This window comes from Chitinophaga sp. HK235, assembly GCF_018255755.1.
Lineage (GTDB): Bacteria > Bacteroidota > Bacteroidia > Chitinophagales > Chitinophagaceae > Chitinophaga.
Genome location: NZ_CP073766.1, coordinates 6,057,408 through 6,074,056 on the forward strand (window position 1 = coordinate 6,057,408; position 16,649 = coordinate 6,074,056).

The 16,649-nt window shown below is 49.0% G+C and carries 13 protein-coding genes; 9 read left to right on the forward strand and 4 right to left on the reverse strand.

What is annotated here, in order from left to right; all coding sequences use genetic code 11:
* Window positions 1-24 precede the first annotated feature (24 nt).
* The 7 genes from KD145_RS22990 to KD145_RS23020 all read left to right on the forward strand — a co-directional run bounded on the left by KD145_RS22990 (window position 25) and on the right by KD145_RS23020 (window position 7,840).
* A complete protein-coding gene (locus tag KD145_RS22990; protein ID WP_212001974.1) occupies window positions 25-375 on the forward strand; it encodes a DUF6686 family protein in 351 nt (116 codons plus the stop codon).
* 357 nt (window positions 376-732) lie between these two features.
* A complete protein-coding gene (locus tag KD145_RS22995; RefSeq protein WP_212001975.1) occupies window positions 733-2,001 on the forward strand; it encodes a DcaP family trimeric outer membrane transporter in 1,269 nt (422 codons plus the stop codon).
* A 19-nt stretch (window positions 2,002-2,020) separates the two neighbouring features.
* On the forward strand, window positions 2,021-3,034 hold the full coding sequence (gene glsA, locus KD145_RS23000; protein WP_212001976.1) for a glutaminase A: 1,014 nt from the start codon (window positions 2,021-2,023) through the stop codon (window positions 3,032-3,034).
* A gap of 615 nt (window positions 3,035-3,649) precedes the next feature.
* On the forward strand, window positions 3,650-4,585 hold the full coding sequence (locus KD145_RS23005) for a DnaJ C-terminal domain-containing protein (RefSeq protein WP_212001977.1): 936 nt from the start codon (window positions 3,650-3,652) through the stop codon (window positions 4,583-4,585).
* Window positions 4,578-4,928, forward strand: a complete 351-nt coding sequence (locus KD145_RS23010; RefSeq protein WP_212001979.1) for a hypothetical protein — start codon at window positions 4,578-4,580, stop codon at window positions 4,926-4,928. Before KD145_RS23005 ends, KD145_RS23010 begins: the two co-directional genes overlap by 8 nt.
* Entirely contained in the window at window positions 4,925-6,346 is a 1,422-nt protein-coding gene (locus tag KD145_RS23015; protein ID WP_212001981.1) for an MDR family MFS transporter, read from the forward strand. The genes KD145_RS23010 and KD145_RS23015 overlap by 4 nt, the downstream gene beginning before the upstream one ends.
* 51 nt (window positions 6,347-6,397) lie before the next feature.
* On the forward strand, window positions 6,398-7,840 hold the full coding sequence (locus KD145_RS23020; protein ID WP_212001983.1) for a hybrid sensor histidine kinase/response regulator: 1,443 nt from the start codon (window positions 6,398-6,400) through the stop codon (window positions 7,838-7,840).
* Window positions 7,841-7,913: 73 nt separating this feature from the next.
* Here KD145_RS23020 and KD145_RS23025 read toward each other — a convergent pair whose 3' ends face one another.
* Window positions 7,914-8,738 carry a S1 RNA-binding domain-containing protein gene (locus KD145_RS23025; RefSeq protein WP_212001984.1) on the reverse strand — a complete coding sequence of 275 codons (825 nt, stop codon included), beginning with the start codon at window positions 8,736-8,738 and terminating at the stop codon, window positions 7,914-7,916.
* Between the two features lie 141 nt (window positions 8,739-8,879).
* Here KD145_RS23025 and KD145_RS23030 point away from each other — a divergent pair, with 141 nt between their 5' ends.
* Window positions 8,880-9,716, forward strand: coding sequence for a sulfite exporter TauE/SafE family protein (locus tag KD145_RS23030; RefSeq protein ID WP_212001986.1), 837 nt, complete (start codon window positions 8,880-8,882; stop codon window positions 9,714-9,716).
* Between the two features lie 3 nt (window positions 9,717-9,719).
* Entirely contained in the window at window positions 9,720-10,118 is a 399-nt protein-coding gene (locus KD145_RS23035; RefSeq protein ID WP_212001987.1) for a DUF1634 domain-containing protein, read from the forward strand.
* Between the two features lie 61 nt (window positions 10,119-10,179).
* Here KD145_RS23035 and KD145_RS23040 read toward each other — a convergent pair whose 3' ends face one another.
* The 3 genes from KD145_RS23040 to KD145_RS23050 form a co-directional block, all read right to left on the reverse strand.
* Entirely contained in the window at window positions 10,180-11,889 is a 1,710-nt protein-coding gene (locus KD145_RS23040; protein ID WP_212001988.1) for a RagB/SusD family nutrient uptake outer membrane protein, read from the reverse strand.
* 18 nt (window positions 11,890-11,907) lie between these two features.
* Window positions 11,908-15,009, reverse strand: a complete 3,102-nt coding sequence (locus KD145_RS23045) for a TonB-dependent receptor (RefSeq protein ID WP_212001989.1) — start codon at window positions 15,007-15,009, stop codon at window positions 11,908-11,910.
* Between the two features lie 103 nt (window positions 15,010-15,112).
* On the reverse strand, window positions 15,113-16,630 hold the full coding sequence (locus tag KD145_RS23050; protein WP_212001990.1) for a glycoside hydrolase family 28 protein: 1,518 nt from the start codon (window positions 16,628-16,630) through the stop codon (window positions 15,113-15,115).
* Between the last annotated feature and the right edge of the window lie 19 nt (window positions 16,631-16,649).

Sequence of the window (16,649 nt, forward strand, 5' to 3'; positions counted from 1 at the left end):
TGGAGGCACTAACCGCGATAGCTTATGTGTAATTATCAGACTTTATATCATGGTCAGAATGGATATGTGATCCGTTGCCCTCACTGTAAAGGTATACAGCTTGCTTTTGGTACCAGTGTTGTTAACCTTGCTCCGGAAGAGTTTTCTTGTTTTGCAGATATGGTTGTCCGCTTGTCAGACGGTAAGGAAGCCTGTTATCCGGAGAATGAAAAAAGTATTTGTTTGCCTTTGCCGGCAGATCATGTGATGATGTTGCTGACGCCGGCAGAGACAGGCAGGCTGGCATCCATGGTGATGGAAGTACGGGCTTTGCTCGAAGCTTATCAGATTCTGGAAGCTGCCTCCCCTTATTCCTCCGACGCCTACGGGGAATAGTTTTTTGTTGACCCCTTTCCCCTTCAGTAATTTGGCGCTTTTAGATCGTATAGGCATTTGTTGTTAACATGGCTTGTGCTATGTAGTTATTTCCCATTTTTTTGCCCCTTTTCAGGGGAGAAATAACGCTCCCTTTTGAACTTTATTTACTTCAGGCGTGTTCTAATAGCTACGCAGGAGAAGGAAGCAGCGCTGTTATGTATCAACGTATTTAAATTTTTTTTATTGGTACAGTGATGCCTGTATGATTTTTTATTTCGTATATACTTCAACGTTATATCCTGTTCCTTTGCTCTCTTAAGCAGCGTATATCAACTTCTAAAATACTGAAGACGGGCCTTTTCAGGCATTTTACCTATGGGCAGAAAACTACTACTCACCACCTTACTGGTATCAGGGATGCTGTCGGTGCTGGAAGCACAGACGCTGGATAGTCTGCGCCGGCGTATCGACAGTCTGGAAGCCAAGGTATCGAAGATAGAGAACCGGATCATCAGGCCACAGCCGGAGCGTCGCACGGAAACCAGAAGTAATCTGGAAGCCGGTGGTTATGGCGGTTTTGTAGTGGCAGATGTACATAAAACACAGCTTACGATTGGTGGGTTTGTACAGGGAGATTTTATTTATGATTTTAAAGAGATGGGCAACAAAGAAGCATTTGCTCCCTCTTCCATCCCGATCAACAACGAAGATGAGGGCCAATTAACCTTTGCTGCACGGCAGACCCGGTTTACCATTTTATCCGCTTCTGATACACGACTGGGTGAGCTGAAGACCTTGCTGGAAGTAGATCTTTTTAACAGCAATGGTGCTGCCATACCCCGGCTGCGCCATGCCTGGGGTCAGTTGGGTAAATGGGGCGGTGGCCAAACCTGGTCTACCTTTATGGATATCGACGTGTTTCCCAACATACTGGACTATCAGGGACCTAATGCCATGGCTTTTGGCCGGCAGATACAGGTTCGTTATACCGGGCCACTGACTAAAAAATCCACCCTTGCCTTCAGCATGGAAAGTCCGGGCAGCGATACGAAATTACCTGCTGATTCAGGGCTTACGTCCCGGCAATTGTTCCCGGATGTGGTAGCACAGTACCGCTACAATTTCACCGATGCCACCCATATACAACTGGCGGGCCTTTTCCATCCCATTACCTATGATAATTATCTCGACAGAGATCATACCAATATAGGCTGGGGCCTGAACCTCACCGGCACGATAGAAACTTCAGTAAGGGGCAAAGATATTTTCGTATATGGGACTACTTATGGCCATGGTATTGCCCGCTATATCATCGATCTGAACGGCCTGGGATTGGATGCCATCGCCAAAACCAGAACCATTGTACAGAACATACCCGTATGGACTGTAATGGGCTTTTATGACTTCTGGTGGAGCGACAAGTTTAGCTCTACGATCGGGTATGCCTATCTGAGGATGGAAACAAAGGCCTATCAACCTCCTACAGATCTGCAGTCTACCCAGTATGGCGTGGTTAACCTGTTGTTTTACCCTTCCTACTTTGTAAAAGCTGGTATAGAGTTTCTCTATGGAAAAAAGAAAAATATAGATGGTTCCGCCGGAGAGAACAGCCGGATTCAGTGTTCCATGATGTATAAATTCTGAACCTGTTAAAATACACCGTATGATAAATCGAATACTGTTTTTCCTAATGGGCATTTCCCTGTTATGGCCTCACTGCAGCTACGCGCAAAAAAATGAATTGCTAACGGAAAAGCGTATACGTGAAGTAATGCAGCAGGCTTATGACAGATTCAAAAATACCAGCGGCGGCGCCAATGCCAGCTATATTCCCTATCTGGCGGATATTGACCCTAAGTTATATGGTATCGCTGTTTGTACTGCTGATGGAAAAGTGCTGGAGCTGGGTGACACCAAATTTGAGTTCGGGATAGAATCGATCTCCAAAGTATTTGTACTGGCACTGGCCATGCAGCAGCGAGGACCCCAGGCGATAGAAGACAGTATCGGCGTAAACGCTACCGGCATGCCTTTCAATTCGGTACTGGCGGTAGAACTGGATCCGCAGCGGGCGGTCAACCCACTGGTAAATGCCGGTGCCATGGCCACCAACAGCTTTGTGAAAGCCCCCGGCAGCGCTGCTAAATGGACTATGATTGACGACCTGATAGCCAGATTCGCGGCCCGCAGGTTATCAGTCATACAACAGCTATATGCTTCTGAAACAGCCACCAATCTGCATAACAGAGCCATCGCCTGGCTGCTCTACTCCTATGGCCGCTTTTATGGAGACATCAGCGAGGCCGTAGACCTCTACACCCGCGCCTGCTCCTATGGCTCCAGTACCCGCGACCTGGCCATTATGGCCGGAACCCTGGCCAACAAAGGCCTTAACCCGGTGACAAAGGAAAAAGTAATCGAGGCAGGGCTGTGTCCCCGGATACTGGCCACCATGATGACGGAAGGACTATACGATAATACCGGCTCCTGGGTATACCATACCGGCCTGCCCGCCAAAAGCGGCGTAGGCGGCGGTATTATCGCAGTGGCACCCGGTAAACTCGCTATCGCCGTATTCTCTCCGCCCCTCGACAAATCAGGCAATAGCATCAAAGCCCAGAAAACACTGGAGTTTATGATAGACGAGCTTAAGCTGAATCTGCTGGATGCGCGCTGAGTTCCCAGGGCTAAAGCCCTGGGCTATATTAGATGGGGTTGCGACGGTGCTTTTGGTGAAATAAGTGGATGCTTTTGGTTAAATGGAGTTAAGTTCTGGGCTATATTAGATGGGGTTGGGACGGTGCTTTTGGTGAAATAAGTGGATGCTTTTGGTTAAATGGAGTTAAGTTCTGGGCTATATTAGATGGGGTTGCGACGGTGCTTTTGGTGAAATAAGTGGATGCTTTTGGTTAAATGGAGTTAAGTTCTGGGCTATATTAGATGGGGTTGGGACGGTGCTTTTGGTGAAATAAGTGGATGCTTTTGGTTAAATGGAGTTAAGTTCTGGGCTATATTAGATTGGGTTGGGATGGTGCTTTTGGTGAAATAAGTGGATGCTTTTGATTAAATGGAGTTAAGTTCTGGGCTATATTAGATTGGGTTGGGACGTTGCTCTTGGTTAAATAGGCGATTGCTTTTGGTTAAATAATCTAAAGCGCTGGCTAAATGGAGCTAAAGCCCTAAGCTAAAAATACTTCAATCATAGCCCAGGGCTTCAGCCCTGGGAATGGTATATTTCTTGTAGCCTTTTAAGCGCCTGAACAAGTTTTTATCATCACATGTTGTATACTTTATGGAAGTAAAAGATTACTACAAGATATTGGGGGTAGAAAAGGCAGCAACGGCGGAACAAATCAAAAAGGCTTACAGGAAACTGGCTGTAAAGTACCATCCGGACAAAAATCCGGGAGACAAGGCCGCAGAAGAGAAATTTAAGGAGTTGAACGAAGCCTACGAAGTACTCAGTGATGCCGGGAAGCGTAAGAAATACGATCAGTTTGGGGAAAACTATCAGTATTACGAACAACACGGCGGCCGCCCGGAAGATTTTGACTGGTCACAGTTTGGTGGTGGCAAGCAGGGTAGCTACACCTACTCTGGTAATGTGGAAGACATGTTTGGCGGTGGGGAAGGGTTCTCTGATTTCTTTGAACAGTTGTTTGGCAGCCGCTTTGCAGGCAGCCACCGCAGGCAGCAGGGACCGGCCCGTGGCCGGGATGTGCAGGCCACTATGGAAGTATCACTGGAAGATGCCTATAGCGGTGCCACCAGACAGGTAGAAGTAAACGGCAGCCGGCTGAATATCAAAATGAAACCAGGTCTTTATGAGGGGCAGGTAATCCGGCTGAAAGGAAAAGGCTCTCCGGGCCGCCAGAGCGGACAACAGGGGGATCTGCTGATCTCTATCCACATCAGCCCTCATCCTCAATATGAACTGAAAGGCCAGGATATTCATACAGATGTGCCTTTACCGCTGTATACGGCCATCCTGGGTGGTAAACTGACGGTTCCCACTCCGGCAACGACCCTGAGCATGAATATCCCCGCAGGCACAGACAGCGGCAAGGTGTTCCGCCTCAAAGGCAAAGGCATGCCGGCTTACGACCACAAAGGAATACCAGGCGACCTATATATCAAGACTGTTATACATATTCCGAAGAACCTTTCTGCCAAAGAAAAGGAACTGTTTCAGCAACTTTCACAACTAAATGAGAACGGTCATGCTTAAACTTTTTGACTACCTGGAAGAAGTGATTGCCACCGAGAGAATATCGCAGTTAAAGAACCCGCCCCTGCTGTATACCGCCAGCGAAATCATGCATGAACTGGGTTATGAAGACCCACATATGCTCCAGGAACCCCTCGACAGAGCTATGCATGCCTGTGCCTCCCTGCAGATACCGGTCAACTACAACTTCCGCAAAATATATTGCTTTAAAGACGGCGGCGAGATGGAAACAGACTGGCAACTGTCTGAGCTGGCCACCTACCTCTTTATGATCAACTGTAATCCGCTCAACCCGCTGGTAGCTAAAGCACAACTTATATTCATGATGAAAGACAGGGTATGAGAAATGTCAACCGGACCGGTATTCTGATCGTGATCATCATGGGTACCACCATGGCGGGAATAGACTCCAGTATTGTTAATATATCCCTTCCCGTTATGAGCAGGCAGTTCAACTGTACACTCAGTGAAATAGAATGGGTGATCACCGTATACATGCTGAGTTTTTCTATATTGATGCCACTGACCAGCTGGCTGAAAAGCAGGATTGGTTTTTTTAATCTCTATATTGGCGCTGTTGCCCTTTTTACCTTTGGGTCTTTGTTGTGCGCCTTGTCCACCACGTTGCCTTCCCTGCTGGTAGGCCGTGTGATACAGGCGCTTGGTGGTGGGGCCATGGCGCCTACCTCTATGGCCATCATCTCGTATGTGTTTCCGGCCCGCGTAAGGGGCACCATCCTGGGTTGGTGGGGCCTTGGCAACATGGTTGGACCAGCCATCGGTCCTACATTGGGAGGTGTTCTTACCCAGCAGTTCGGCTGGCCTTCTATCTTCTATATCAATCTCCCTATAGGTATTATCACAATAATCCTCTCCTTCAAATACCTGAATGTTCTGCGAAGTCAGGCTAAACTGAAGCTGCCTTTCGATATCTGGGGCTTTACCTTCCTGACTGTTTTCCTGGTATGCCTGCAATATGGAGTGGCCAGGGCAGAAGTGAAGGGCATCGGTTCTCCTGAAATACTGGCCACGCTGGGCGTGGCGGTGGTGGCACTGTTGCTTTTTATTCTGATAGACCGGGGCAAACAGATACCGCTCATTGACCTGCACCTGTTTACCAACTACGCTTTTGTGAGTTGTATACTGGTCACTATTTCCCGGGCGGCGGCCTTGTTTGGTGGATTGTTTCTGATGCCTTTCCTGCTGCAGGAGCAGATGGGTTTTTCAGAAGGAGTGTCAGGGCTGCTGATACTGCCTAACTCTGTTTTTATGGCAGCCATGATGCCTTTTGCCGGTAAGTGGTCCGATAAACATGGTTCCCGTGAGATCTCCATGCTGGGCATTATGTTGCTGGCTGTTTCCATGTATCTTTTTTCCCTGCTCGACAGGGGCAGTAATATCTGGTATGTGATGATCGCTATGACGGTGAGAGGTTTTGGTATGGGCCTGTTGCTGGCACCACTGAATGCAGCTACGCTTAGTGCTGTGAGGCCCAGTGAGGTGACTATGGCTTCCTCCATCAGTACACTCATGCAACAGGTGGGTGGTGCTATCGGAATTGCAGTGCTTGCCATTGTTACACAAACCACTTTCAACAATTACGTGCTGGCCGGGAGGCCTTCCCTGAGCGCGCATCATCTGGCGCTGCGTGAAGGTTTCCTGATCTCCCTCTTCATCCTGCTGGTGACGCTGGTGCCCGCATGGTTTATGCCCCGCAGGAATATTGTGCTGAAAGATACCGACACCCATATTGATACCTGATGTATATTGGCGCATAATTTTGGTTAATAACGCGGACCTATTCCCGAACATATGGCTATAAACGGCAAGACACATATTTTGATGGTGGATGATGATGAGGATGATTTTTTTCTGGTAAATGCACTGCTGCAGGATATTTCACCCGATCAATACATGCTGCAATGGGTATCATCTTACCGGGAAGCACTGGCTGTCATTGAATCCAGGGCCCACGACCTGTATCTGGTGGATTATCGTCTGGGTAGCCATACCGGTATAGATGTGTTGCACCATTTCCGCAATCTGGGCTATAAGGCCCCCGTGATCCTGTTTACCGGCAAAGGCGATTATCATATCGATAAAGAAGCTATGCAGGCCGGTGCAGCCGACTATCTCGTGAAAAGCGAGATCACTGCAGTAGGACTGGAGCGTGCTATCCGCTACACGTTGGACAAATTCACACATCTCAACGTCATAGAAAAAAGTGAAAAACGTTACTTCAGTATCTTCGAAAAATCCAATGACGCTATCCTGCTGGCAGACAGCGAACATAAGATAGTGGCTGCCAACCCGGCGGCTATGCGCCTGCTCCGCTATGAGGAAGTAACCCTGTATAATCACTATCTCAGTAACCTGTTTGCCAATGAAGATCAGATAAAGGCTTTTATAGCGCAGTTGTGCAGCGATAAAGGAGTCGTGCAGCAGGAATATGTGTTCCGTACCCATCAGGGCCAACTGCTGGATGTTATTGTCAACGCTTCCCTGCTCGATGAAAAAAAGCAGCTGTACCTCTGTATCATACAAGATGTTACGGAAAGGAAACGAAAGGAACAGGAGAAGCAGCAGCATGAAAAGTTTGCCATCACCGGCCGTATTGCCAGGCTGGTAGCCCATGAAGTGCGTAATCCGCTTACCAACATATTACTGGCCGTATCTGAACTGAAAACAGCTGAACTGACTGATACGCCCGATGCTCATCTGTACCTCGATATTATGGAGCGCAATTGTCACCGTATCAATCAGCTGGTGACAGAGTTACTGGAGTCAACCCGTATGTCGGAGCTAAATATGCTGCCGCAGGGACTGAACGTGCTGATAGAGAAAACAATGCAGCTGGCTGCAGACAGGTTGCAGCTGAATAATATCCAGGTCATCAAACGGCTGGAGGAGCCCGACAGGCAGATTATGGCCGATGAAGACAAACTGATCATCGCGCTGCTGAATATTATTATCAATGGGATAGAAGCCATGAAGGCGGGAGATGGAACCCTGACCATCGATTCCTGGTACGAAGCCGACCGGGTTTTTGTTCGTATAACCGACACCGGTAGCGGTATTCCGCCGGAAAATCTGGCCAAACTGTTTGAACCTTTCTTTACCAGTAAAACAAAAGGTACGGGCCTGGGGCTGACAGCTACCCAGAATATTATACTCAACCACAAGGGGACAGTGAATGTAGAAAGTAAGCTGGGTGCAGGTACCAGCTTTCTGATCAGTTTTCCGGTGGTAACGTAATCCTGTAAAGGCGCAAAGCAGCAAGGATGACATCATGTTCATCTTTGCTGCTTTGTGTCTTTGTGGAAAAGCATCAGGCTTCTTTGAAGCCTGTTTGTGTGAAGACGATCTTTCTTTGTTTGTACAGATTTCCAATCGTCATTTTGAAGGTCTTTTTGCTCATCCCGAAGAACTCCTGTATTTCTTCAGGAGTGGATTTATCATGGTAAGGCAGATAGCCATTGTTTTCGTGGAGGAGGCGAAGGATCTTTTCCCCTTCATCTTCCACCCGTTTATAGCCGGGCTGGCCCAGTATCACATCGATTTTATCATCTTTTATCTGGCGGATGAAGCCCTTGAGTTTGTCGCCTATTTCCACGCTGCGGAAGAGCTCATTGTGATGGAGGATACCGGTATGCTGGTTGTTGATGATCACCACATAACCGATGTCTGTGCGTCGGTATATGATGAGGTCTACCTGGTCCATTTCCTTCACGCTGATGTTTTCGTTGCTGAGGAGGCGGTCAAATTTCTCGGTGGCAGCCACGCGGCCGGTCATCTCGTCGATGTATATTTTGACGAGGTATTCCTGTCCGGGTACCATACGGGTCAGTTGCTGGGATTGGGGCACGAACAGGTCTTTCATGAGGCCCCAGTCGAGGAAGGCCCCCTGCCGGGTGGCGCTGACGGCTTTAAGGGTCACAATATCGCCGGCGATGCCATAAGGTTTCTGGGTAGTGGCGATCAGTCTGTTTTCGGAATCGTGATACAGGAACACTTCCAGTTCGTCACCTATTTTGGTGCCTTCAGGCACAAACCGTGTGGGTAGTAGTATTTCCTGGTCTACCCCTTCCAGATACACGCCAAAATCAGCTTCTTTTTTAACCCTCAACAGGTTGTACTCACCCACCTTTATCATAAAAAACAATTAAGTATACGGCTGCAAGTTACTTATAGATTGCGGATTGTGGGAATCATATTCTGCTTACTTTTGTAACATTGGCCGTTAGGGCTGTTTTTATTGCCTGTAATTGCTGATCTAAACCAACCAGACCATCTTATGACGATTTTATTATTTACATTGATCCTGCTTGCCGGGGCCTTTCTGGCAGGGCTATTGGGGTCACTCACCGGGTTAGGAGGCGGTGTGGTAATCATTCCGCTGCTGACCCTGGTCTTCCACGTTGACATCCGTTATGCCATTGGGACGGCGCTGATTGCCTCCATTGCCACCTCTTCCGGCTCTGCCTCTGCTTACGTAAAGGAAGGGATTACCAACATCAGACTGGGCATGTTCCTGGAAATAGCTACTACTACCGGGGCGGTGATAGGGGCGCTGATAGCGGTCTTTATCCCCACTAATGTGGTGGCTATCATTTTTGGCTGTGTGCTGATTTTTTCCGCGTTTATGTCAATGCGTAAGAAAACGCAGGCTGTTTCCGATGAAGACGTGAGCAAGCTGGCCCGTCAGCTGAAGCTGAACGGTTCCTATCCTTCCGGGGGCGGCGTTGTATCTTACAAGGTAAGACATGTGCCGGGCGGATATTTTATGATGATGTTTGCCGGCGTTATGTCGGGCCTGCTGGGTATTGGTTCCGGCGCCTTAAAGGTGCTGGCGATGGACAACGTCATGCGTATTCCCTTTAAAGTGTCTACTACCACCAGCAACTTTATGATCGGGGTTACCGCTGCGGCCAGTGCCGTAGTATACCTGCAACGGGGATATGTAAGCCCGGGGCTGTGTATGCCGGTGGTACTGGGTGTACTGGCGGGTGCTTTCGGTGGGTCCAGGCTGCTGGTAAAAGCCAATACTAAATGGTTACGTATAGTCTTTAGCGTTGTAATCACCTTCCTGGCGTTTCAGATGATTTATAATGGTTTAACCGGTAAACTGTAGGACATGAAGCTTTTTTCAAAACATTTCTGGGCAGATAAGGATATTCAGCAACTGATCGGTAAACAGCTGCGTGTCGGAGTGATCACATCCAGTATTATAGTATTGTTGGGTGGTATCGTGTATCTGTACCGGCACGGACATGAAAGTCCCGACTATGGAACCTTTACCGGTGTACGGGAAGGTCTGGACAACCTGCCTGGCATCCTGAAGGGTATCATGGCTGGCCAGGGACGGGACGTGATACAGCTGGGCATTGTTTTATTGATCGCAACGCCTATTTTTCGTATAGTCTTTTCCGTTGTAGCATTTTTGCTGGAGAAGGATTACCTGTATGTGGTCATCACCCTGATCGTACTGTCGGTGATTACTTTCAGTATGGTAGGAGGATTGGAACGATTGTAACTACTCGTACGATATTATAAAAAGGGCAGCCCGGGCTGCCCTTTTTTATTGCAGATATGTTTTACCAGCCGGGATTTTGCGGATAGGGAGTACCAGTGGTAGTGGCATCGATCTGATCCTGTGGGATAGGTCTGAGCCAGTGTTTGGGCGATTTAAAGTTGCCTCTGGAATTGTCGTCGTTGTGTTTCAGCAGTCTGTCCTGCAGGGTATGTGTCCTTACAAGATCCAGCCATCTTACGTTTTCGCCGGCCAGCTCACGGGAGCGTTCATCGAGGATGAAGTCGGGGTTGAGGTTGGCGACGGTGATATCCATTTTTGTTTTATCACCGGTAGGGAAGGCGGCTCTTTCCCGTACAGCATTCACATAGGTTACGGCTTCAGCAGGGTGGCCGCTCTGCATCAGTGCTTCTGCTGCCACCAGATAGGTTTCTGCCAGGCGGTAAGCGATGAGGGGCCGGATAGATGGCGCATTCATATCAGATCGTTTGGTATCAACGTATTTGGATAATGCCGGTGACATTTTGATAGAATATTTACTGGACGGGATCAGTGTATAAGGTGCGGCAGCGATCTGTGCATCCGTAAACTTCCCTTGTGGCATGTAGATACAGGTGTCTCCCAGCTTCATTTTAGGCTTGCCGGGAGCAGCGCCAGCCGGAGCGCCCGGTGGCAGCGGGTTAGGCCATACCGGAATGCTGCCGGGATTGTTACAGAACCATACCGTCTGAAAACTTTTATCGAAGCGGGTATCATTTTTCCGTTCTGCAAAAACAGTATCAATCAGCCATTTGGTGGGCACTGCACGGATGTAGGGACGGCCGTCACGAATATTGCGGGCCATACCGTCTATCTTTTCATACTGTGGTACAAACAGGTGTACAAGCATATTGTCGGGGGTACTGTTGTTTTGGGTAGGAGAACCGTTGTACGACAGACTGGAGGTATGTTGTACGGTCCACAGTACTTCTGCATTGTTTTCATTGCCTTCGGCGAAGACGCTGCCAAAATCGGGCAACAGCGACAAACCCAGTGTAGGAGCGGTTGTCAGCAGGTCTGTTGCAGTGGTGGCAGCATCCTGGTAGTCTGTGGCTTTGGCAGCTTTGCTGCCAGCCCGGGTGAGGTATACTTTAGCCAGTACATGTTTGGCCGCAGCTGCATTGGCTCTTCCGGGATCTATTCCTTTAGGGCCGGGTGCCAGATCAGGCATGGCCTCTTTCAGGTCGGTGATGATGGCGTCGTATACTTTAGCCAACGGATCTCTGTTGGCCGAAGTGACAGGCCCGGAAATAAAGGTAGTGGTAAGTGTTACATCTCCCCAAAGCTGTACCAGTACAAAATAATAGTTGGCCCGGAGGAATTTGGCTTCTGCAACGGCCTTCCTGCGTACGGCATCGGTAAGACCCGGAGCGGTGGGCGCAAACTGAATCACAGCATTGCAGGTATTGATGTAGGTGTAGATGTTGTTCCATTGGGCTTTAAACTTACCATCACTGGGCAACAGTCCAGGATCATAGGTCATAAAGTTCTGGTTGCCGTCGTTACCTCTTTTAAACTCATCGGTACCAGGCGTGGTCATGGAGAAATAATCTTCACAACCCCAGACGGTGCGGGTGCCTGCATAAGAAGCATCCAGTGCGGCATTTACGCCCTGCGCTGTTTTATAGAAATCCGGTACCAGTACGGACCGTGGTGTTTCATTCAGCATCTTGCTGCAACTTCCCAGAAAAGAAACGCTGGTAAAAAAGCTTATAGCGAGCAATATTTTTTTCATAACTCAGGGTTTTGAAGATTATAAAGTAAGGTTTACCCCGAAGAGCATAGACCAGGTGGCAGGCGTATCTGCGTTGATGTTGCCGGCGGATTCAGGATCTACACCATGGAACTTGTTGCGGTATTCAGAGAAGAAAATAAGTGGGTCCTGTGCAGAAACATATACGCGCAGGGAACGTGCTTTCAGCTTCTGGATAAAGGAGGAAGGGAGATTGTATCCCAGGCTCAGTGTTCTGATCTTCAGGTAGCTGCCATCGATATATCCCAGTGTGGAGTTGTATTGTGTTTGTGTTCTGGACTGGTTGGGTTTTGGGAAATAGGTTTCTCCGTTGGTAGGTGTCCAGTAGTTGACATTGAGGTTGTTGTAGTTACCCTGGAAGGTGTTGGCAAAACCGCCGCCATACAGTTTGCTGTTGAGCGTGCTGCCTATGCGCGCATACATCACGATGGTAAAATCAAAACCTTTGTAGCTGAAGCGGTTGGTCATACCGCCTTCCCATTTGGGTTGAGGAGTACCTACGATGGTTTTGTCTGCATCACTGAAGGTGCTGTCGTTGTTGATATCTTTCACGCGGATAGTCCCAATCACGGAAGAGTTGCCGGTTACTTTCTGACCATAGGCTATTGCAGTCGTGGAATCGGCTTTGATATTCTGCCAGATGCCGATGCGTTGGTAGTCGTAGTAGGAGCCGATAGGATGACCTACAAACCAGTTGTTGGAGATATCCTGTTGTATTCCATTGTACAGTTCTGTGATTTTACCTCTGTTGATGAAGAAGTTAAGATCTGATGTCCAGGTGAAATCACCGGCGCCTTTGCCTTGTACATTGACAGTGGCCAGGTGTATTTCAAGACCTTTATTTTGTGTTTTGCCTATGTTGACGAGTACATCACCCGGGATACCTGAGGTGCCGGGCAAATGCAGTGGCAGCAACAGATTGCTGGTGTTGGCGGAATATACTTCCACACTACCGGTGATACGGTTGTTGAGCAAACCGAAGTCAATACCGAGGTTGGCGGTGGTAGTGTATTCCCATTGCAGTGCGGAGTTGGGGGCTGTATTGATGAATACGCCGGTCACGTTGGAGGAACCGTAGTTGTAGTTTATTCCTTTGAGGGCACCTAATGTCTGATAGGGATTGATAGCCGTGTTGCCGGTGCGTCCATAGCTGGCACGGAGTTTCAGGTTGCTGAACAATCTGGCGCTGTGCATGAATTTTTCATTGCTGATATTCCAGCCAACAGCAGCAGAAGGGAATCCCTTGAATTTGTTGCCAGGTGCGAGTCTTGAGCTACCATCGCTGCGGGCGGTGAGGGTGAGGAGGAAACGTTGGTCGAAGTTGTAGTTGATCCTGCCCATGTAGGAGATGATGTCCCATTTGCTTTCGGAGCCGCTGCCGGCGAGGTTGAGGCCATAGGTAGCGTTGAAGTACTGCAGGTCGTCAGACAGGAGGGTGGTGTTGTTATAGTTGTTGGTCTGGCTGCCGGATTCCTGCAGGCTGTACAGGCCGGTGAAATTGATGCGGTGTTTGCCGAATTGGTGATCATACACCAGGAGGTTTTCCAGGGTGTAGTTGATTTCGTTGTTGTATTTGTTTTCGCTGGTGTTGAGGCTACCGAGGTTGTTGGTAGTTTTGCTGCCGGCGAAGTTGCCGTAGTTATCACTTTTGATTTCTGCTCCGCCATTGAAGCGATATTTCAGGCCGGGTAAGATGTTGATATCGAGATAGGCGGTGGTAAAAGTTCCGGAGCGTTTTCTTTTTTCCACGGTGGCGCCTGGGAGGAAATCGGCCAGTGGGTTCCAGATCTGTTTCTGGCTGCCGGCGAGGAAGTCGTTGATCAATGCGCCGGTGCTGTCGTAGGCAGGGGCCATAGGACTGGCTCTGAGGGCTTGTCCCATGGGGTTCACGCTTTCGCCGGTGGTAGTAGAAAAGTTGTTGAGCGAGCTGACACCGATTTTGAAAATCTTATTGATTTCATGATCGATGCTGGCTTTTACGGTGAAGCGTTCGAAGGACTGGCCGGGATATACACCCGTTTCTTTATAATATCCGGCAGAGGCACTGAACTGTGTTTTATCGTTACCACCGGAGATGCCTATCTGGTGGTTGGTCATGATGCCGGTTTTGTAAACGAGGTCTTGCCAGTTGGTGCTATTGCCTTTGGCCAGTTGTCTTCTTTCTTCTGCATCAAAGGCATCTATCAGTATCTGCGGATCTTCAGGGCCGCTGTATTTTAAAGGCGGGTCCTGGGTACCATTCCAGTAGGCCCATTTTTTCAGGCCGGCATATTGTCCGGCGTTCATGAGGTCGTAGTTGCCGGAGGGTTTTACGAAGCCGCCGTATCCGCTGTAGGTGACAATGGCTTTGCCGCTGCGTCCGCGTTTGGTGGTGACGAGGATCACGCCGTTGGCGCCTCTGGAACCGTAGATAGCGGTGGAAGAGGCGTCTTTAAGGACATCTACAGAGGTGATATCATCCGGATTGAGGTCGTTGATATCGCCGTTGTAGGGGATACCGTCTACTACAAACAGCGGGGAGTTACCTGCTTTGAGCGATCTGCTGCCGCGGATGAGGATGGAGGGTTTGGCACCTGGTTTACTGTTACCACCGCTTTTCTGAATATCGATGCCGGCGCCTTGTCCTTTCAGGATAGATGTGAGGTTGGAGGCGGGCACATCGCGGATGGCCTGTGCATTGATGGTGGTGATGGAACCGGTTACGTCGGCACGTTTCTGTGTGCCATAACCTACCACCACTACTTCATTCAGTTCTCCCTTGTCTACTGCCAGAGAGATGCTCACATTATTCATGTTGGTGTTGTCCACCTTCAGTTCACGGGAGATGAAGCCAGTATATGAAATTTTAATGAAAACGTTTGCAGGTACATCCAGCTGAAAAGTACCATCTACTTTGGTGGTGATACCTTTGTTAGTACCTTTTACTGTGATGGTGGCTCCTGGCAGCGGTTCACCCGACTGAGAGGTGACACGGCCCTTAACGCTGACGGTTTTGTCCTGTGAGTATAACGGTGTCGTATATACGTAGATAGACAATAACCAACAAATCATGATTTGAAGCAGGCGCAGGGATGCGGCCTGCCGTCCTGAAGGAATTTTCATAACGTTAGTTTTAGGTTGATAAAATGGAATATTGTTTGTTATTCGGTGATATCCTTTCCGTTGAGTCTTAATGCCATTTGAGTTTCAAACAGGGAAGCCGGTGCTACGGCTTGTCCGGGGACACCGGCGGAGCGGCTGCCACACGGCCATCCAGGGTTATGTTTTGTGCAGCGCCTTCCAGTTGCAGAAATTTATCAGGTGGTGCCGGATGTTTTATCTGTTGCAGCTGAATGCTGCCGGCGTCTGAAATGCGTACCAGCGGCTCTTTACCGGTATTGCCGGGAAGGGTCCATCTGTTGAATTGTATCTGTTGAATATCGCTGGCAATTACTGCGGGCCGGGCATCAGGTTTATCGCTGGTATAGGAAACGTTATTAAAGCGGATATTCCTGGCATGACGGATATACAGAGCATAAGCGGGAATCTGTTTGCCAAACATTTTTATCTCCGGATAATCGTTTTCCCTTTCTTCCAGTTTTACCTGTGCATCGGCGGCAGTACCTTCTCCCGGTACATTGATACGGATATTTTCAAGGGTGATACCATCGATATAGTGGCCGGGAATACCGCTGATGAGCATACCTGTCCAGGTGCCGTGTTGTACGGTCACATTTTTTATTTTGATGTTGCCAATGCTACCTACAGCCTGTCTGGCATCGCCTTCCCGGAAGGTTTTCAGCCGGGCACCGAGGCGGATGATAATGGGCATGTTGACCTTATCCATCTTTACATCACTGATCTCGATGTTCTGCAGTTTGGCACCATCAACAGAAAACAGTTTGATGCCGCCTTCTCTGGCGAAGGCTACATCTATGTTGCTGACACGGATGTTTTCGAAGTTGCCGGCCGATTCGGTACCGAATTTAATAGCGCCTTCGCCGGTATTGATTTTAATATTGCTGATGGTCACATCGCGGCAGGGATAGGGACTGGTAGTTTTAAAGCAGATGGCGTCGTCGCCGCTGTCGATATCACAATCGCGGATGTTAACTTTTTCACAGCAGTCGATATCGATGCCGTCATTGTTGCCCAGACCGCGGCTGCGGATGACTACTCTTTCTGCGAGTACATTGGTACAATGGAAGAAGTGCATGGTCCAGGCGGTAGGACCCTGCAGATGAATATCAGTCACCTTTACCTGACGGCAGCGGACAAACCGTACCAGGAAAGGGCGTCTGTCGTGTCCGCCGGAGGCTCTTACCAGTTTGCCCTGGCCGTCAATTGTGCCTTTGCCGGTGATGCCGGTATTACTGGCATCTACTGCGCCGATGAGGGCATATCCCATCTGCTGGCCAAGGCCGTCTTTAAAGCCATCAACGATCTGATAGTCTTTGATATCGGGGCTTCCCAGGAGCGTACTGTTTTCTTCTACCAGCAGTACTACATTGTTTTTAAGTAAGAGAGTGCCGGTCAGCCAGGTGCCGGCGGGCACGCGTACCTGGCCGCCACCCTGTGCGGAACAGGCATCGATGGCCTGCTGAATGGCAGCGGTGTTGAGTGTTTTACCATCACCGACAGCACCAAAACGGGTGATGTCGATAATCGTTTTTTTATCGGTTGCACCAGCCAGCATAGCCAGCAGCAACCAGCATATAATCTGGAGTGAGCGGAAGTTTTTCATAACCTGTGGAAATAAAGAG

What these genes read in the sequence shown, in the direction of transcription:
- KD145_RS22990 (WP_212001974.1), top strand. Translation starts at nt 25, where the DNA reads ATGTGTAATTATCAGACTTTATATCATGGTCAGAATGGATATGTGATC.
- KD145_RS22995 (WP_212001975.1), top strand. Translation starts at nt 733, where the DNA reads ATGGGCAGAAAACTACTACTCACCACCTTACTGGTATCAGGGATGCTG.
- glsA (WP_212001976.1), top strand. Translation starts at nt 2,021, where the DNA reads ATGATAAATCGAATACTGTTTTTCCTAATGGGCATTTCCCTGTTATGG.
- KD145_RS23005 (WP_212001977.1), top strand. Translation starts at nt 3,650, where the DNA reads ATGGAAGTAAAAGATTACTACAAGATATTGGGGGTAGAAAAGGCAGCA.
- KD145_RS23010 (WP_212001979.1), top strand. Translation starts at nt 4,578, where the DNA reads ATGCTTAAACTTTTTGACTACCTGGAAGAAGTGATTGCCACCGAGAGA.
- KD145_RS23015 (WP_212001981.1), top strand. Translation starts at nt 4,925, where the DNA reads ATGAGAAATGTCAACCGGACCGGTATTCTGATCGTGATCATCATGGGT.
- KD145_RS23020 (WP_212001983.1), top strand. Translation starts at nt 6,398, where the DNA reads ATGGCTATAAACGGCAAGACACATATTTTGATGGTGGATGATGATGAG.
- KD145_RS23025 (WP_212001984.1), bottom strand. Translation starts at nt 8,738, where the DNA reads ATGATAAAGGTGGGTGAGTACAACCTGTTGAGGGTTAAAAAAGAAGCT.
- KD145_RS23030 (WP_212001986.1), top strand. Translation starts at nt 8,880, where the DNA reads ATGACGATTTTATTATTTACATTGATCCTGCTTGCCGGGGCCTTTCTG.
- KD145_RS23035 (WP_212001987.1), top strand. Translation starts at nt 9,720, where the DNA reads ATGAAGCTTTTTTCAAAACATTTCTGGGCAGATAAGGATATTCAGCAA.
- KD145_RS23040 (WP_212001988.1), bottom strand. Translation starts at nt 11,889, where the DNA reads ATGAAAAAAATATTGCTCGCTATAAGCTTTTTTACCAGCGTTTCTTTT.
- KD145_RS23045 (WP_212001989.1), bottom strand. Translation starts at nt 15,009, where the DNA reads ATGAAAATTCCTTCAGGACGGCAGGCCGCATCCCTGCGCCTGCTTCAA.
- KD145_RS23050 (WP_212001990.1), bottom strand. Translation starts at nt 16,630, where the DNA reads ATGAAAAACTTCCGCTCACTCCAGATTATATGCTGGTTGCTGCTGGCT.